Genomic DNA, 18,614 nt, shown 5'->3' on the forward strand with positions numbered 1-18,614 from the left:
ACTAATTCTCCTTATCAATAAATTCATTCATTTCATCAACAATTTTTTTTGTAATGATTTGTGGACGAGTAATTCCAGCACCGATAGTTACAGCGTAAGCTCCACAATCTAAAGCTTTTACAGCATTTTTCGCATCCCAAAATCTTCCTTCTGCAACAATTGGTGTATCTATTTTAGCTTTAAGTTCCTTTATTATTTCGAAATTAGGTTCTCTTAATTCAGTTATTAATTCACTATTTTTATCAACTGTGTCTGGTGTATATCCATATAATGTAGTTGCGACATAGTCTACTCCTAAACTTGCAGCATAAACTCCCTCTTCAACAGTTGAAATATCAGCTAATATTTCTACATCATATTTTTCTCTTATATTTTTTACAAATTCTTCTAATGTCAATCCATCAGGTCTATCATAAGAAGTTGCATCAATAGCTATAATTCTACAACCAATTTTATACAAATCATCTACTTCGGCCATTGTAGGTGTTATATAAGGATAAAATCCTTCATATTCTTTTTTTATCAATCCTATTAATGGAATGGAAATTTCTTTCAAACACGCTATAACATCAGCAGTTGTATTAACTCTTACAGCAGAAGCACCCCCTATTTCTGCCGCTTTTGCCAATTTTGCCATAATAATATTTCCATAAAGTGGCTCATCTGGTTTTGCTTGACAAGACACTATCAATCCTCTTTTTATCATAATTTCCTCAATTCTCCTTTTCTTTTAATTACTTTGTCGTATGAAACAGCAAATAATAAAACTAATCCTTTTGCAATCCATTGTACATATTCACTTATTCCTAAATGAATCATACCATTTGATAATATTCCTATAGCTAATACACCACCAAGCACCCCTGCAAGATCTCCTTCTCCTCCAGACATAGCTACTCCGCCTAGAACAACTGCTGTTATTACATCCATTTCATAGCCAAATCCTGCATCAGGTTGAGCAGTATTAACTCTAGAAAGTAAGACTAAACCAGCTATTGATGCTAAAATTGAACAAATAATAAACACTAAATATCTGTTCTTCCTTATATCAACTCCTGAAAGTCTTGATGCTTCCATATTTCCACCAATACTATAAACTTTCATACCAAAAGAAGTCTTTGAAAGAAATATGAAGCCTATTAAAAATATACTTAACATTATAATAACTGGTATAGGAACAGGTCCTAAATACCCTTGCCCTATTATCTTATATTTAGGGTCAAAACCATAAATTGGAATTCCACCAGTAATCAAATACGATATTCCTTTCAATACCTGTAAAGTGGCTAAAGTTACTATCATTGAGTTTAAGTTATATTCATGAGTGAAGTATGCATTTACAATTCCAACTAATACACTAGATAGAATAGCAATGATACAAGCTAAAATTATAGGATATCCAGAAGTCATTAGCTTTGACGCAATTACTCCTGATACCGCTATTACACCACCAACTGATAAATCTATTCCACCAGTTAATATGACAAATGTCATTCCAACAGAAACTATTCCAATAATAGAAGCTTGCCTAATAATATTCATCAAGTTTGTCAAAGTCATAAAATTTGAAGAGGTTGATGTAAATATTATTACCTCTAATATAACTATAATGTATATTCCAAATTTTCTGAAAAAATCTTTAATTTTCATTAATAGCCCCCTCACCTAATGATGCTAATTTCATAATGTTCTCTTCATTCATCTCATTTAGGTCTTTTATTTCTCCAGAAATTTCACCTTCACTCATTACAATAATCCTATCACTAATACCAATTAATTCTGGCATTTCCGAAGAAACGACTATTATTGCTTTACCACTTCTAGCCAATTCATCTATTACAGCATATATTTCTTTCTTAGCACCAACATCAATTCCTCTTGTGGGTTCATCTAAAATTAACATTTCACAATTGTTTAATAGCCATTTGGCTAATACAACTTTTTGTTGATTTCCACCACTTAAAGTACTAACATTCTGGTGCATATCTACCATTTTAGTATTTAGTGATTTATTTACTCTTTCGATATCTGCTTTTGAAGATTTCCTTTCTATAAATCCTAATTTATTACTCTCATAATCCTTTAAATTTGGTAATAAATTATTGAAATAAATACTCTTATTTAAAATTATTCCCTCTGATGCTCTGTTTTCAGGAACTAAACCTATACCTTTAGAAACTGCCTGACTTATAGATTTTATTTTAATATAATCATTTTTTAATCGGATTTGTCCTTTTTCCATTTTATCCGCACCAAAAATCATTTTCATCAATTCAGTTCTTCCTGCTCCTACAAGTCCTCCAAATCCTAAAACCTCACCTTTATATACATCAAAAGAAACATTTTTTACAATTCCTCCAGATATATTTTCAAAAGAAAATAATTTTTCTCCTTTTTGATTTCTTTTATCAGGATATATATTTGATAACTTTCTACCTACCATAGAAGTTATAATTTCATCTTTTGTAATTTCTTCATTTTCAATAGTTTTTATATATTTTCCATCCCTTAAAATTGTTACTCTATCAGCAATTTCAAGGACTTCATCAAGTTTATGAGAAATATAAATAATAGTTAACCCATTTCTATTTAATTCTTTTGTAATATTAAGCATTATTCTTACTTCATGCTCAGTTAGAGAAGAGCTAGGCTCATCCATAATTAAAAGTTTAACATTTTTTACCAAAGATTTAGCTATTTCAACCATTTGTTGATAAGCTATAGGTACTTCTCTAACTTTTTTTCTAACATCTACTTTTACACCTAAATTCTTTAATACTTCTTCCGTATCACGAATCATTTTGGGTCTGTCTAAAATCCCATTTTTCTTTGGTTCGATTCCAAAATAAACATTCTCATAAATAGTTAAATTTGGAAATAAATTTAGTTCTTGATAAATAACGGATATTCCAATACCTATTCTATCTTTTGGGCTTTTATCGTCTAAATCCTTGCCCTCAAATGTTATTTTTCCCGAGGTTAATTTAATAGCTCCGGAAATAGCTTTAATCAATGTACTTTTCCCAGCACCATTCTCACCACATAAAGCATGTATTTCACCTTTTTTAACATTAAAGCTTACATTATCAAGGGCTCGGACTCCAATATAATCTTTTGTTATATCTTCTATTTTTAATATCTCTTCCATAAGTCCAAGCCTCCAATCTATTTAATATAATTTTTTATATTTTTCTTAGTTACAGGAACCATATCTATAGGAATCATTTCTTTAATAGGTCCGTTTTCAATTACTTTTTTCATAGTTTCAACAATTAGTTCTCCTGTTCCTTTAGGATTAATGTCAACAGTTGCTCTATATATACTATCTTCAGAAATAAGTTTCAAAGCTTGATCTGTTGCATCTAATCCGCCCATAAAGAAGTTTTTCTTATCAATATTTGACGCATTAACTGTTTCATATGCTCCAAGAACTCCAGCATCATTTACTCCTACAACAACTTTTACATTTGGATATTTTTGTAAAGTAGCCTCCATTGCTTGCATTCCTTTTTCAGGAGTATTCGCTGAAATACTTTGTACTATTTTTGCTTGTGGAGCATTTTTAGTAATACCATCACGAATTCCATCACCCCTTGCAATAATAGACTCAATTTCTGGATAATCTAATACTAAAACTTCAACTCCATCTTTAAAATATTCATTTATCCATTTAGCAGCTACTTCTCCAATTACTTTTCCGTATTCATACTCTGGAACAGTAATAAAAGCATCGACTCCTTCAACGTTTTGATTAGTTGCAATTACTGGTATTCCAGCATCTTGAGCTTGTTTAACAACATCTTTTAACGCTTTATCGTCTGTAGGAGCAATCGCAATTGCATCAACTTTTTGACTTATGTAGTTTTCAATTTGGCTAATTTGTTTTGAAGGGTCTTGATCACCATTACCTATAATTGTTTTTATTCCTTTTTCTTTTCCATATTTTTCAAAACCTTCAGTTAGAGTAGTAAAATATGGATTATTAAGGGTTTGTACTGTATATGCAAAAGTTAATTCTTTTTTACCAGAATTTGAATCTTTATCTTTTTTTTCTCCATTTTGGCAAGCCACAAGATTAAACATAGTAATTAATATCAATACTAAACTTAGTAATTTTTTAAAATTTTTCATTTCTTCTCCTTTTCTCTTATATATTATTTATCTCTTCAAATTTATTTGATATTTAAATTTATCTCCTGCTATTACCGATTTTGTATATTCTATTATTAAATCTTTTTCTTTTGTTATCCTTTCTATTAACATACTAGGAAGACCAGCCCCATAATTTAACATTTTCGCTTCTGCCTCTCTAGTTATTACAGGTTGTAAAGTTTCTAAAGCACTACTAAATTCAACATTATATTCTTTAATTAGAATGTCATACATTGAATAGCTTCTAATCCTTACTTCACTCAAATCTAAAAACCTATTATAAAGTAAATGGTTTATTTCATACATAATAGGCTCTCCATCTGCATATCTTATTCTCTCTATCTTATATAGTTTCTCCCCCTCCTTACAATTCATTATTTTTGCCAATTTTTTATTTGAAATAATTATATTATATGACAATATTTTTGATGATGGAGTCTTGTTTAATTTTTTCATTTCTTCACTAAAACTATAAAATTTCAACAAGTCTTTTTTGAATTTTTTTTGTGATACAAAAGTTCCCTTTCCAGGAATTTTATATAAAATACCTTCTTGAATAAGTTCACTCAATGCTCTTCTTATTGTTGCTCTACTTACGTTGTATTTAATACTTAATTCCCTTTCTGACGGTATTACTGAATCAGCCTTTAAGTTATTATTGTCAATATAATCAATTATTTTATCTATGACTTGATCATATAAAGTCATTTGAGTATTTTTATTGTCCACTTTCCCTCCTAAATGAGGTACTAACCATTTGGTACGTACCGGTTAATGTAAATATATATTATGTTTTTAATTTTGTCAAGTAAATGTTTTCATATATTAAAAGTGTTAATTCGTAAATTATCTATTTTATCCATATTCAAGTATCTTAAATGTGCAGTTTTACTCTATGTCATATTTTGAATACGATATTCTAAAACAATTTTTGTGTAGGAAATAATATATTCTTTAGGACGAATTTAATAGATAATCTTTGAAAAGTCAGAATTATATAAATATTTAACGAGATTGTTTTATACATGTATATTGAATGAAACAATTACATGTGTAATGGACAATTTATGATATATACATGTACATTCTATGCTAGCTTTACATGTATAGCTTAGGATTTTTCTTATACACATGTAATGGGCGGACAGATTTTACATGTATATTATAGGATTTTCATTCTATACATGTAATTGATGTGGTGGTTTTACATGTATATTTTGTGATTTCTATTATGTACATGTAATCCTTGGAATTTTTTTACATGTGTATTATAGGAATTGTTGATTACACATGTAAATGGACAAATTTTTTTACATGTGTATTATAAGATTTGATGATTAGACATGTAAATGGACAAATTTTTTACATGTGAAACTCCAATATCTTCCTTTTCGCATGTAATCTCATATTTTTTTACGTCTAACCTACAAAAATCCATTTCAACCAACATTCTAAAATAAAGAATTTAATGTAGAAGTTTAGTTAATAGTATTCTGCTTATCACTTTTTTTCGATAGCTTAGCTTATAAAGTTTTGTATTTTCAGCTATGTTTGGTAATATACGTTTTTCTACTGAACCTCTATCTGAAAATTCAGCTATTTTCTTAAGATTATCTTTTTTTACTGAAGCTTTTTTTTAAGTTTCAGCTTAATTCGCTAATATTCAATTCTATACTGAACTTTTTGTCACAAAACTCAACTTTTTTTTCAAATTTTTATTTTATACTGAAATTGTTTCTAAAATTTCAGCTTAATTTGATTTTTTTCGTTTCTATACTGAAATTCAATCGTAAATATTCAGCTTTTTTTTTCAGATTCTCATTCTATACTGACAATTTTTTAAATTCAACAGCTTTTTTTCTTAATTTTTGATTTTCTACTGAACTTTTTCCAAATTTTTACTCTTTATGATAATTTTTTGCTAAACCTGAATATCCTTTATCTAAATATAAAAAACAAGCTGTCACAGAATAACCGAAAAGTTATTCTGTAACAGCTCTTTTGTTTTTTTTATAATATTCCTAAATAGGATAATACCATTACACCTAAGAAGGTTATGATAATCAAGGTTGTTGATTTTACTTTTTTGAACTTCATTAAGTAGTACATCAATATTGTGTATAAGAATGGTAATAGTTTTGGAAATATTGTGTCAATTAGGTCTTTTTGAATGTTTACCACGTTTCCTTCACCCATGGTTATTTCTGGTAGTAAAGTTATGTTTACGTAGTTTGCTATTAGGGCTCCTACTACTGTTACACCTAGGATTGTTGCAGCGTGAGCAATTTTTTTGGCATTTTCTGCGATTGTGTCAACTGCTTTGTAGCCTGCGTTATAGCCTAAATGAGTGAATGGGATTTTTACAAGAAACATTCCTAAGTAAACTAGGAAGAAAATTAATGGTCCTAGAATGTTTCCTTCTTGAGCAAATGATGCGGATATTCCTGCAACAATTGGTAGAAGGGTGAACCAAAATAGCGAGTCGCCTATTCCCGCGATTGGCCCAAACAAGGCTACCCTAAGACCTGATATGGTTTCTCTTTCTGCTTTTGCTTCTTCAAGTGATAGAAGCATTCCCATTAACATTCCTGCTAAAGGTGGTGAGGTGTTGATAAAGTTTAAGTTGTCTTTCATAGCTTCTCTAAGTCCATCTTTGTCGTCTTTGTAGATTTTCTTTAATTCTGGCAACATTGAAATTAGCCAACCACCTGATTGCATACGTTCATAATTAAACATACTTTGAAGTAATGTACATCTTAAACCAACTTTTGTTATATCGGATTTGCTTAAAACTTTTTTTGTTTCTTTGTTAGATTCCATCTTCATCTCCTTGTTCACTACTACTTGGTACAGTTTTCAGTTTATTTTCTAATTCAACATCGTTGAAATATGAAATTAGTCCTATAACTACACCTATTCCAGCAATTGGAAGTAAATTACTGTATTGAATAAAGTTGGATAGTATAAAACCTAAAATTAGATATGGAACATATTTTGCTTTTAGCATAGTTTTCAGCAATAGCCCAAAACCTATCGCAGGAAGAATGCCTCCTGCTACTTGGAATGCATGACTTAACCATTCAGGCATTGATGTTACTAAAGATTTCATAGCATCTTGAGCAGCATAAGCTGATAGAAAGACTATTATTGAATAACTTATACCAACAATTAATGTGGCAACTACTGCATTATTAATAATTCCTTTATCATTAAGTTCTTCTGCGTACTTGTCTGTACTAGAGGCAAATACTGTAAAGCTTGAATAATAGAATAAAATTATATATTGCATCAAAAAGCTAAAAGGTAATGCTAGACCTATTGCCTTTTCTGGTGATGAGCCTGTTGTATGTGCTAATACTACAGTCATTACACCTGCTAAAACTGGGTTTGGTGGTTGTGTACCTCCCGCAGGAGTTAATCCTGCAAAGATTAATTCTGTTAAACCGCCCGCAATAATACCAAGTTTTAAGTCTCCCAAAATGGCTCCTGTGAGAGTTGATACGATAATTGGTCTAAAAATAAAAAATGCCTCTAGCCAAAAATCAACACCAACGATGAATGCCATAATTGAGAGCAAAATACCTTGCGTTAATGTTATATTCATACATTCGCTCCTCTCTTTTTAATAATTTTTTATCTTGTCATTTGGTACATCTTGAGCATAGATTTTTACTCCTTTAGACTTAATAAAATCTAAATCAATTATATCTTGTTCATCCAAATAAACTTTTTTTGAAAATTCCTTTTTCCCTTCAGAAAAATGAAGATTTCCTAAATTTAGTTCCATAATTGGAACCCCGCCTTCTATAAGTTTTCTGGTATCTTGAATATCTCTCACAACAAGAAATATCTTTTGTGACGCTGAAGCTTTATGAATAATTTCGATTGTTTTTTCCAAACTGAAAAATCTTGTTCCAGCTCCAGAGTTATCGGCAGTAATTGACATTAATTTTTGCTGTAATGGATCTTTTGAAACATCATCATTTGCAACAACAATCAAATTTGCTCCCAAACTTCTAACCCAAGTTACCCCAACTTGCCCATGAATTAAACGATTATCTATTCTTGTTAGTAATATATTTGGCATTTCCCCTCCTTCCTTCTCATTTATTACAAAATATTCGCTAAATTGGTCATAACCAATTTTAACTTGTAGTTCTAAAATAAGAATATCACTATTTTACATAATTGTAAACATTTTCACAAATAATATAATTTTGATTTTGCTTAAAATTAAAGGAAATTAAATATTAATATTTTTTTAGGTAATATTATCGTGGTGCAACAAATTATATTACATTCTTCCCTTTATTATTTTCTTATTTTTATATATAATAGAAATATGGTAATAACCAGTTGGTACAAAGTAATATATGTAATTTTAGAAAATTCGACTAAGCATTAATTGTTGAAGATTTCGAGAGCTATAGAATTACCGGGTTCTGTAATTTCGATATAAATGGGTTTCAGCATGAAAAAGAAGAAGTCGTATACATTCTTACATAGTAAAACTATTGTAAAAAACTATTTAAAGGAGCAAAAATTGATAATTACAATCACGCCTAATCCTGCAATAGATATAGCGTATTTTATTGAGGATTTCAAAATAGATAATATACATAAAGTTTCTAAGATATTTAAGACTGCCGGTGGTAAAGGGTTAAATGTTTCGAAGGTGCTGAAAATCTTGGGTAGTGATATTTTGGCTACGGGATTTTTAGGTGGAAATAGTGGAAACTATATTAGAAATGAGTTGGAGAGAATTGGTATCAAAAATAAATTTATTGATACGGACGGAGAGACAAGAACGACTTATTCTATAAACGATAATTTGAATGGGACTACGACTGAAATTAGAGAGGCTGGTCCAAATATTTCTAAAAGTGAAAATGAAGAATTTTTTGAATATTTGTCTTCAATGGATGATGAAGGAAATATTTTTGCTTGTAGCGGATCTCTACCAAATGGTTTGGATAGCGGATTTTATGATAGGATGTTGGATATATTAGAAAACAATAAAGTAATTATTGATACTTCTGGGGCTAATCTTAGACATATTGTTTTTGATGCGAAGAAAAAGCCTTATGCTATTAAGCCAAATATTGATGAAATTAGAGATTTGTTTGGAGAAAAAATTGATTCAATGTCTAAGAGGGAACTTTTAGAGCAAGAAGCATTTAAGAACATTCCAATCGTGATTATAAGTCTTGGAAAAGATGGCTGTGTTGCTAAGATTCATAATAAATATTATGAATGCAAAGTTCCTAAGATTGAGGCGATCAATCCAGTGGGAAGTGGAGATTCTTCAATTGCTGGGCTGGCATATTCTATTAGTAATGATTTGAGTGAAGTAGCTACATTGAAATATTCTATGGCATGCGGTGTATTGAATGCTTTAGAAGAAGAAATTGGTCACATCAATATTGACAATTTAGAGTCAACTTTAGAAAAAATTGTGGTAAATGAAATTTAGTTTGAGATTTGTTTTTGTTTTATGAATGGGAGTATAGTATAATTAAAGTGGTAGTAACCAGTTAACTAAAATAGAAATTTAAATTAGGGAGGAGAAATGTTTAAATTAAGAAATCAAAACGTCGATGCAAAACACTATCAAAATACATTAAAAGAAATTAGTCATCAACCTGAAAAATGGAAGATAGCTTTTGAAAATTACAATAAGTATTCTCAAGAGATTGATGATTTTCTAAAATCAATTGAAGATTCATCAGAAGAAAAAGTTAGAGTTGTTTTTACAGGGGCTGGTACTTCAGAATATGTGGGAAACATTATTGCTGATTATTTAGGAAAGAATGATAGATTTAGATTTGAATCAATTGCAACAACAGATATTGTTTCATCTCCATACATTCACTTAAAGAATGAACCAACATTGTTAGTTTCATTTGCAAGAAGTGGTAACTCTCCTGAAAGTTTAGCTGCTGTAAAACTTGCAGATAAATTAATCGATAACATTCATCATTTAGCGATCACATGTTCACCAGAAGGTAAGTTAGCTCAACAATTGGGTACAAGAGATGATTCTTATGTTTTACTAATGCCTGAAGGTACAAATGATAAGGGATTTGCAATGACTTCATCATTCTCATCAATGATGCTAAGTTCCTTATTAATATTTGACACTTTAAGTGATGAAGAAAAGAAAACTAGAGTTGAATATATTACTAAACAAGCAGATTATGTTTTATCTCAAGAAGATAGAATAAACGAATTGGGTGATTTTGAATTTGACAGAATAATTTACCTTGGCTCTGGCCCATTATATGGACTTACAAATGAATGTAGATTGAAGATTTTAGAATTGACTGCAGGAAATATTTCTTCAATGTATGAATCAAGCTTAGGTTTCAGACATGGTCCTAAATCATATGTCGATGATAAAACATTCATCGTGGGATTAGTTTCAAACAATGATTACACAAGACAATATGATTTAGATATCTTGAATGAAATTCACGGAGATAATATTGCAAGAAAAATTTTAGCTCTATCCCCTAAAAAACTTGATGTAGAATTTGAACAATTTGTAATTGACACTCCAGAAAATATTGAAGATGTTTATATCGCACTAGTGTATGTAATCATCGCTCAACTATTCTCTGTAATGGCTTCAGTTTATGTAGGAAACGAAACTGATACACCATCTAAAACAGGTACAGTTAACAGAGTTGTAAAAGGCGTTACAATTCACGAATATAAATAAGTTTAGGAGTAAATATGAAAATTATATCAGAACAAAAATTTAAAAGACTTGAAAATTTATCAAATAAAGATGGCGTAATCGCAGCACTAGCAATTGACCAAAGAGGTGCATTCGAAAAAATGATGCCTGGTATTGAAGGCGAAGAAAGAACTTCAAAAATTAAGGAATACAAAAACCTTATTTCAGAACACTTAACGCCATACGCTTCTTCAATCCTACTTGATCCAGTTTATGGTTTAGATGCAATCAACAAGAGAGATAAAGATGCTGGTTTACTAATGGCGTACGAAATTACAGGTTATCGTGATGACTACAGACTATTAGATTTAACAGAAAATCTTTCAGTTAAAAGAATCAAAGAAATGGGTGCAGATGCAGTAAAAATCTTACTTTACTACGATGCAGACGATACTGAAGAAAACAATGACAAAAAAAGAGCTTCTATTGAGAGAGTTGGATCAGAATGTCTTGCTGAAGATATGCCATTCTTCCTAGAAATCTTAACATACGACAACAAAATCAAAGACCAAAAATCAAAAGAATTTGCCAAAGTTAAACCACACAAAGTTTTAAGTGCAATTAAAGAATTCTCAAAAGAACAATACAATGTTGACGTACTAAAATTAGAAGTTCCTGTAAATATGAACTATGTTGAAGGATTCTCTGATGACTATGTTTACACTAGAGAAGAAGCTCTAAAACATTTCAAAGACCAATCCGACAACACAAATCTTCCAATCCTATATCTAAGTGCTGGTGTTAGTGCAGAACTATTCCAAGACACTCTAAGATTTGCAAATGAAGCCGGAACAGAATTCCACGGTGTACTTTGCGGTAGAGCAACTTGGGCTGGCGGCGTAGATGTATTCCTAGAAAACAAAGAAGACGGAATAGAATGGATTAAAACTACAGGTAAGGACAACATCGAATCATTAAATAAAGTAATAAATGAAACATGTAAATCATGGAAAGAAAAACTTGGTACAAACTAATCCTCTTCACAATTTGCAACCACATGATTTACGCTTGCTTTTTTTAATAAAATGGTATATACTTTAATTGTAAAATTATTTGAGTACCATAATCATAAAAAGTACAGAGCCTGATACAAATGACTTCACAGTCATCTTGTAGCAGGTTCTGTGCTTTTAAAATGGAATTTTTAGGGTGTTTTTGGGTGTTGGAATGGGAGTTTGTGCAATGGACTTTCTGGAGGAAGAGAGTGATAGGTGTGGGAATAAAAATGTGGACAATAATGGGATTTTCTGGAGGATGGGAATGATGGTGCGTGGGAATGGGATTTTGAGGTATATAAGAGTTTCTGTAGGATGAGAGTGTTGGTGCGTGGAGATGGGATTTTGAGGTATAATGGATTTTCTGGAAGATGGGAGTGTTGGTCGTGGAGATGGTTTTTTTTGGTGAGATTAGCGGAATTATGGGTTGAAATGCAGTGTTGTGTATATTTATTTAATTAATTTATTAAATACACTTAATTTTATGGTCCGTTTATACCCCTCTAGGGTATTTCTAAGACCATACAAAATTTTTTTATGGTCTAAAATAACCCCTCTATGGTATATTTAGTACCATATTTTATGTTAATAATTTCACTTTTTATTTGATTTTTCTCTATTTTCTTAATTTTCCCTTTTATTTTTCATTTCATATTCAACTTTTCTGAATACATAAAATTTTATGGTATCTATTATACTCCCGAGTGGTAAATTCAGACCACAAATTTTTAATTTATACTCTTTTTTATACCTCCCCAGGGTATTTGGGTACCATTACTTCTCGAAAATTCTGAAATAACTGCACTTAAAATCTTGCTCCACAACACTCACTCCTTACACCTCTCTATTTAAACCGGTATATACCCTCCTCCGGGGTATCCTCCTCTTCCTTTTCTCCACAACAGAAAAAAGAGGCCGAAGCCTCTTTTTCCATTTTTTCATCTATCTTTTTCCAATCAGTCTTCCATCCCAAGTAAAGTTGTACCATCTTCCGTCAATCCATTGTTTTCCAGAAACTCTTGTACCTGTAGAAGGTCTTAGATATCTCCATACACCGTCAATGTATTGCCAGCCGTACGCTTGAGTGCCTGTGCCTTCTCTGAAGTACATCCAACCTAGTGGAAGTTTTTGCCAGCCTGTGGCAAGTGTTCCTGAATTTCTGAAGTATCTCCATGAGCCGTCGATAAATTGTTTACCTTGTACCATTGAGCCGGAACTTAATCTGAAGTAGTATTTTGCACCATTTTCAGGGTTTGTCCACCAGCCTTTTTGATATCTTGTTTCAGGTCCTTCAAGTGATAGCCAGATTTTATTATTTTCGTGGTATGTTTGAGCCATTGATTCACCCTTGGAATTGAAGAATTTCCATGTCTTGTTTATCCATTTCCATTCTGACTTGGCTTGTTTACCGTGGTCGTAATATGTCCATTTACTTCCAACTTGTTCCCAACCATGTCTTTCTTCAGGTTTTTCTTTATCAGCTAATTCTTTTTCTAGCTCTTCAGCTCTCTTTTCAGCTTCTTCTTTCGCTTTCTTCATAGATTCAAGCTCTTCCTTAAGTCTAGCTTCTTCTTTTTGTAGGTCTGAAATTTCTTTTTCTTTCTCTACAACTTTATCTTCAGCTTCCTTCTTATCCTTTTCAATTTGTTCCTTATCTTTCACTTCTTGCTCAAGTTCAGAAACTTTAGCTTCTAGAGATTTAACTTTTTCAGTCTTTTCTTTAAGTTCTTGTTCAACTTGTGCTTTTTGTGCAGTTAATTCTTCAAATTGTTTTGTTAATTCCGCTACTACCGCTCTAGCTTTAGCAACTTCTGATTCAGGATCTTCTAAAATATTTTCAAGTTCTTTCTTAGCTTTATCTAATTCAGCTTTTGTATCAGCAATTTCTTTTTCTAGAGCAGCTTTTTCATCTTCAAGTGCTTTAACTTTTTCTTTAAGAGAATTGATTTCTTCTTTAAGTTTTGCTATTTCTTGATTTGCCGCTTCTAGGCTTTTTTCAAGTTCTGATATCTTATCTTTAGATTCTGTTAATTCAGTTTCCTTAGAATCTAATTCTTTTTGTTTTTCAGCTAATTCTTTTTCTTTTTCAGCTAAGTCTTGTTTTAGTTTTTCAACTTCTTCTTTTAATTTTTCATCATTCATAGGTATTTCATAAAGTTCAATTTCTCCAATTGACATCATATAATTGGTTGTAACTTTATCGTAGGTATCTTTAACGATTACTTCTACCTTTGTATATGCAATATCATTAGTTAATATTTCTGCTATAGCATCGTCCACTTTGAATTGGTGATCTTTAGTAAATACTAGTTCTTTGCCGTTATAGACATTTACTGTAATATTCTTCAACGAACCATTACCATTAGGTCTTTTTGCAACTATTACTTTATTTAGTAATTCTCTTTCACCTTGTGGTGTCAATGTAATAGTTTGTGGCAGTTTAACATTTTCTGGTAATTTTCCATTTTCATCCCAGTTAGCTTCCCAATTCCATTTCAATTCTGCTAATGAAGTTCTATCCCCGTCGTTTACATTTGATAGAGGAGCACCATTCTTACTTTCGTACGCACTTTCATCACCTGAAACTACAATTTCATCAATTGGTACTCTAGTAACTTCAACTTCTGGAGTTGGTTCTTTTTCTTCTTCTCCAATAGCTTCTTTGTAGAATAGATTTTTATCAACTAATTGAGCATTTGTCATGTTAAAGTCAACTACAGTATCTTTCAACGCTTGTAATTCAATTGTTGCTAATTCACCATCAGTATTAATTGGGCTGATATTGCCATTTCCTAACATCATATAAATATCTGTCTTACCATCAGTATGGGTTCTTTCTTTAGAATATGAATCCATATCTTTTGTTAATTCAGCTTTTGAGATGCTCAATAGTTTGAAATTATCTTTATTTAGTGGAATTTCAGCACTTAATGCATTTACATCTTTTAGTCCCTTTCCTTTAAGAGTTAATGTAAGTTTTTCTCCACTTTTAACTTCAGTTTTATCTGCGGATAGGACAATATCTCCTGCAACTTTCTTCTCATTTGTGTATTGTCTATCTTCTGCTAATGTTTGAACTAAATTAATATCATAGGCATCGATTAAACCATTCTTATTGTAGTCGAATTTTTCAACATATCCATTCCAGTCTGAATCTACTGGTTTAAGACCTGAATAGTTTTCAAAGAATGTTAAATCTGAGGCATCAACAGTTCTATCGTTATTTGTATCTCCTAAGATTTCCATCTTTGATCCATTATCCTTCAAGATATAGAATTCAGAACCTGAACCAAATCCGCCCACTGCTTCTTTAATTAATATTCTTACATATCTTGCTTTTAGATCGCCGAAATCGTGATTTTTTGGATTACCTGTTCTTTCCCATGTTAAATCCTTACCTTCATCCCAATGTCTACCATCTAAACTTGTAGATATCTTGTACTTAGTGATTGTTCCATTTCCTGCATCTTCACGTGGAATGTATTCCAAATGATCTAAGCTATATATGCCACCTAAATCAGCTGTAACTGTGATTGGAACTTGAGAAATACCCCATTTTGTATGCCATGCAGTTGTTGGATCTAAATCGAACATATTTTTAACTGGTGTACCAGGTTGATCTTCCTTATCGATCGTTACATTTGTCGCTTTTATAGCATTTCTATAAGGATCTAATTCAGTAGTAACTTTTAGTTCTTCAGACCAATCAGAAACACCTTTTGTATTTCTTGATCTAATATTAAATGTATATTCTGTACCATTTTTTAGACTTTCAAATGCTTTTTCAATCCCTTTAATATTTGTATAAACATTTCCTTCAAATTCGATTTCGTATGTTTGTGCATTTTCTGCTTCATCCCATGCCAATTTAATTGAATCATGAGTTACTTCACTTGCTCTTAAATTTGTAGGAACGCTTGGTAATACTTCATCTGTAACTTCTACTTTATCTCCATTTACAAATCCTGTAAGATTTATCTTCAATTCAGTTTCATTAACATTTACCTTAGCTAATTTAACCTTAAGTACTGGATTTTTCTTGATTTCAACATCTTCAAATGATGAACCTTCTGTTGAGAATTGATTCAAATCAACATTTTCATCATAGAAATAAACATTCGCACTATTTTCATATTCTTCTAACGTCTTCACTTCTTTAAGATTAATAGTTGTGTCATTCGCTAATGCTTTTACTGTTTCAGGTTTTTCAGACACATTAATTAATAATTCTGTTGATCTGTCTGAAACCATTCCTTTATAATTACCTTTTGTCTTATTAATATTTACTTCAAGGTTTTTGTCTTTTTGATCTGCTGTGATTAAAGTAGTCGCACTTTCTCCATTTTCATAATTGAATGTCTTACCGTCATCTTCAAATACTTCAAACTCACTATGACCATCAGCGTAGATATCAAATATTCTATGACTTCTATCTATTTGATTTGGGTTATTATTTGGTTTGTACATTGGTAAGATTGAACCATTCTTAACGAATACTGGAAGCTTCCAGAATGGTGCATCAAATCCGTTTAATATTTGTCCACCTTCATATTGTTTACCTGTGAAATAATCAATCCAAGTTTCATTTTCTGGTAGATAAATACCGTCTCTAACGTCATCGTAAGTTTCTTCATTCATTTGTGTATCTTGATACACAGGTGCAACTAACAAGTTTTTACCAAACATATATTGATATTGTGTGCCAGTTCCATGAGTAAATTCATTAGGGAATTCTAAGAACATAGCTCTTATCATTGGCATACCTGTATCAGTAGCTTCTTTTGCTAGAGTATATGTGTATGGCATGAATTGTGATTTCATTTTTAGATACATTCTATTAATTGAAACATATGGTTCTCCATGTTCCCAAGGATTTTTTTGATATGTTCCCCAACCATCCATATATAATTGAATAGGAGTGAATGTCTTCCATTGTGTATCACGTGTCATTATTAATGGACTACCTCTCCAAATACCGTCCATATCTGAACCTACATTTGGAATACCTGACAATCCTGTACCGATATATGTTGGTAAGTGGAATCTAATATATTCCCAGTTACCACCAGATTGGTCACCAGTCCAAATTGAACCATATCTTTGTGTACCAACCCAACCATCTAATGTAACAATGCTAGGTCTTGTATTTGTTGCTTTCTTTTGGTATTCATATACATCAGCAATACCATCTAATCCAAAATCATATCCATATCCAACCCAAGCCACGTCAGTTTTTAACGCTCTAACGCCAGCAACAGAGATTTCTTTTTCAATATCTCTTTCGCCCTTCTTAGGATTTTCAGGATCTTTTGGATGCAATGCCTCTTGAGTCCAAAGTCCAGTTTCAATACCTTTACTATTTGCATACTCAGTAAATTGTTTTAGATTTTCAATATCTCCATCTAAACTATCAGTTTGACCATATCCCGCACCATAACCGTCGTTAGGTAAAAACCATCCTAATGGTACATCATTCTTAATATATCTATCAATAACAGCTCTTGCGGAGAATTGGTCATCATTGTTTAATGTTTCTTTATGTCCATCATCTCCAGAATATTGTCCTGGTTGATAATCTCTATACCATTTTCCATCTTCAAATAATTTTGCACCACGACTGCCTTCTGCAACTTCAACCCATTGGTCTCTGTTATATGCATTTAAATGAGCAGGATAAAAAGCAAATTCTGGTAGAAATGCAGGTTTACCTGAAAGATTAGTGTATTCGTCTAACACACCCTTTGGACCTTTACCAACAAAATAGAATGCATCTATTCTGTCTTCATTATGAATTGTTTTAACGACATTCGCATCAGATGAACCAAAATCATATTGTCCAGGTTTGAATGTATTTCTCACAACCCCATAACCATTTGTTGACCAATAAAATGGTGCTGGAGATGAAACTCCCCCATCAGTCCACCTGTTTTCATTAACAATTTTTATAACTTTTCCTCTATGAGAAAATCTACCATTTTGAACACCACCTCCATAGAAGTATTCATTCTTATCATTTGCTAAAGTTTGAATAGTACTTCCATCTTTATGATTAAGTGGTTTACTTTCTTCAAAAACTACTTTATCCCCATTAAGTAATTTCATTTTTGAAGTAGCTTTATCAACTTCTAAAACTAAATCCTTAGAAGCGATTTTTAACTTTCCATTTTCTTCCTTAACAGTAGCCTTTACCGCCAATCCTTCTGATTTATAATGATCGAAATCATGTAAAATCGGTGTGGTCTTATGCTCTTCGTTATTAGGAACAGGGTCTTCTACAAACTCCCCTGTAGGATCCATATACACTCTGACAAGGTTATCTTTGTAAAATTGAACTCTTACCTTTTCCCCAGTACTAATATTTAGAACCGTTGAATACTCATCTTGTTCAAAAGATTCAACAGTTCCCAACTGGTTGTAACCTTTATATGCTGTATCCATTTCCTGAGCATATGTATTCTTAAATCCGATCATATTTAATAACATAATCGCACTTAAAAGTAGACTAAAAATTCTTCTAAAATATTGATATTTTCGCATATTCCCTCCTTTTAATGTTACTTGGATTATATCAAAACACCGATTTAAATATCAACGATTTGGGATGAAATTGTTATCACCATTTTTACTGCGCAAGCGGTTACATAACGCGCAAGTGGATATTACCAGTGATTACAAAAATGTTAATAATATTTAACTTTTAGAAAGTGAATTGGCAAAATATTTTTTGA

12 protein-coding genes are annotated in these 18,614 nt (G+C 31.4%); 3 read left to right on the top strand and 9 right to left on the bottom strand.

Annotated features, from left to right (window positions below; all coding sequences use genetic code 11):
* Window position 1: 1 nt before the first annotated feature.
* The 8 genes from HMPREF9709_RS07370 to agaB form a co-directional block, all read right to left on the bottom strand.
* A complete protein-coding gene (locus tag HMPREF9709_RS07370) occupies window positions 2-706 on the bottom strand; it encodes an N-acetylmannosamine-6-phosphate 2-epimerase (protein ID WP_005398977.1) in 705 nt (234 codons plus the stop codon).
* On the bottom strand, window positions 703-1,650 hold the full coding sequence (locus HMPREF9709_RS07375) for an ABC transporter permease (protein WP_005398978.1): 948 nt from the start codon (window positions 1,648-1,650) through the stop codon (window positions 703-705). The genes HMPREF9709_RS07370 and HMPREF9709_RS07375 overlap by 4 nt, the downstream gene beginning before the upstream one ends.
* Window positions 1,640-3,148: a sugar ABC transporter ATP-binding protein gene (locus HMPREF9709_RS07380; protein ID WP_005398979.1), complete on the bottom strand. Its 1,509-nt coding sequence runs from the start codon at window positions 3,146-3,148 to the stop codon at window positions 1,640-1,642. Before HMPREF9709_RS07380 ends, HMPREF9709_RS07375 begins: the two co-directional genes overlap by 11 nt.
* A gap of 17 nt (window positions 3,149-3,165) precedes the next feature.
* Window positions 3,166-4,131 carry a sugar ABC transporter substrate-binding protein gene (locus HMPREF9709_RS07385; RefSeq protein WP_005398980.1) on the bottom strand — a complete coding sequence of 322 codons (966 nt, stop codon included), beginning with the start codon at window positions 4,129-4,131 and terminating at the stop codon, window positions 3,166-3,168.
* Window positions 4,132-4,158: 27 nt separating this feature from the next.
* Window positions 4,159-4,881 (bottom strand): GntR family transcriptional regulator, encoded by a 723-nt coding sequence (locus tag HMPREF9709_RS07390; RefSeq protein ID WP_005398981.1) that lies wholly within the window; start codon window positions 4,879-4,881, stop codon window positions 4,159-4,161.
* A gap of 1,281 nt (window positions 4,882-6,162) precedes the next feature.
* Entirely contained in the window at window positions 6,163-6,972 is an 810-nt protein-coding gene (gene agaD, locus HMPREF9709_RS07395; protein WP_005398982.1) for a PTS galactosamine transporter subunit IID, read from the bottom strand.
* Window positions 6,962-7,756 (bottom strand): PTS galactosamine transporter subunit IIC, encoded by a 795-nt coding sequence (gene agaC / locus HMPREF9709_RS07400; protein ID WP_005398983.1) that lies wholly within the window; start codon window positions 7,754-7,756, stop codon window positions 6,962-6,964. The genes agaD and agaC overlap by 11 nt, the downstream gene beginning before the upstream one ends.
* Before the next feature lie 18 nt (window positions 7,757-7,774).
* On the bottom strand, window positions 7,775-8,239 hold the full coding sequence (agaB, locus tag HMPREF9709_RS07405) for a PTS galactosamine transporter subunit IIB (RefSeq protein ID WP_005398984.1): 465 nt from the start codon (window positions 8,237-8,239) through the stop codon (window positions 7,775-7,777).
* 456 nt (window positions 8,240-8,695) lie between these two features.
* Here agaB and HMPREF9709_RS07410 point away from each other — a divergent pair, with 456 nt between their 5' ends.
* The 3 genes from HMPREF9709_RS07410 to lacD all read left to right on the top strand — a co-directional run bounded on the left by HMPREF9709_RS07410 (window position 8,696) and on the right by lacD (window position 11,865).
* On the top strand, window positions 8,696-9,625 hold the full coding sequence (locus HMPREF9709_RS07410; protein WP_005398985.1) for a 1-phosphofructokinase family hexose kinase: 930 nt from the start codon (window positions 8,696-8,698) through the stop codon (window positions 9,623-9,625).
* 96 nt (window positions 9,626-9,721) lie between these two features.
* The gene (locus HMPREF9709_RS07415; RefSeq protein ID WP_005398986.1) at window positions 9,722-10,873 is read left to right on the top strand and encodes an SIS domain-containing protein; all 1,152 of its coding nucleotides are present in this window, start codon (window positions 9,722-9,724) and stop codon (window positions 10,871-10,873) included.
* A gap of 14 nt (window positions 10,874-10,887) precedes the next feature.
* Window positions 10,888-11,865, top strand: coding sequence for a tagatose-bisphosphate aldolase (lacD, locus tag HMPREF9709_RS07420; protein WP_005398987.1), 978 nt, complete (start codon window positions 10,888-10,890; stop codon window positions 11,863-11,865).
* Window positions 11,866-12,828: 963 nt separating this feature from the next.
* On the opposite strand, the gene HMPREF9709_RS07425 is transcribed toward lacD, so the two are convergent.
* Window positions 12,829-18,423, bottom strand: a complete 5,595-nt coding sequence (locus HMPREF9709_RS07425) for a TIM-barrel domain-containing protein (protein ID WP_005398988.1) — start codon at window positions 18,421-18,423, stop codon at window positions 12,829-12,831.
* Between the last annotated feature and the right edge of the window lie 191 nt (window positions 18,424-18,614).

The sequence above is a fragment of the Helcococcus kunzii ATCC 51366 genome, assembly GCF_000245755.1.
Classification (GTDB): Bacteria; Bacillota; Clostridia; order Tissierellales; family Peptoniphilaceae; genus Helcococcus; species Helcococcus kunzii.

Bases quoted from the DNA above. Each gene is read 5' to 3' on its own strand.
- HMPREF9709_RS07380 (WP_005398979.1), bottom strand. From the start codon at position 3,148: ATGGAAGAGATATTAAAAATAGAAGATATAACAAAAGATTATATTGGA.
- agaB (WP_005398984.1), bottom strand. From the start codon at position 8,239: ATGCCAAATATATTACTAACAAGAATAGATAATCGTTTAATTCATGGG.
- HMPREF9709_RS07370 (WP_005398977.1), bottom strand. From the start codon at position 706: ATGATAAAAAGAGGATTGATAGTGTCTTGTCAAGCAAAACCAGATGAG.
- HMPREF9709_RS07385 (WP_005398980.1), bottom strand. From the start codon at position 4,131: ATGAAAAATTTTAAAAAATTACTAAGTTTAGTATTGATATTAATTACT.
- HMPREF9709_RS07425 (WP_005398988.1), bottom strand. From the start codon at position 18,423: ATGCGAAAATATCAATATTTTAGAAGAATTTTTAGTCTACTTTTAAGT.
- agaD (WP_005398982.1), bottom strand. From the start codon at position 6,972: ATGGAATCTAACAAAGAAACAAAAAAAGTTTTAAGCAAATCCGATATA.
- HMPREF9709_RS07415 (WP_005398986.1), top strand. From the start codon at position 9,722: ATGTTTAAATTAAGAAATCAAAACGTCGATGCAAAACACTATCAAAAT.
- agaC (WP_005398983.1), bottom strand. From the start codon at position 7,756: ATGAATATAACATTAACGCAAGGTATTTTGCTCTCAATTATGGCATTC.
- HMPREF9709_RS07375 (WP_005398978.1), bottom strand. From the start codon at position 1,650: ATGAAAATTAAAGATTTTTTCAGAAAATTTGGAATATACATTATAGTT.
- lacD (WP_005398987.1), top strand. From the start codon at position 10,888: ATGAAAATTATATCAGAACAAAAATTTAAAAGACTTGAAAATTTATCA.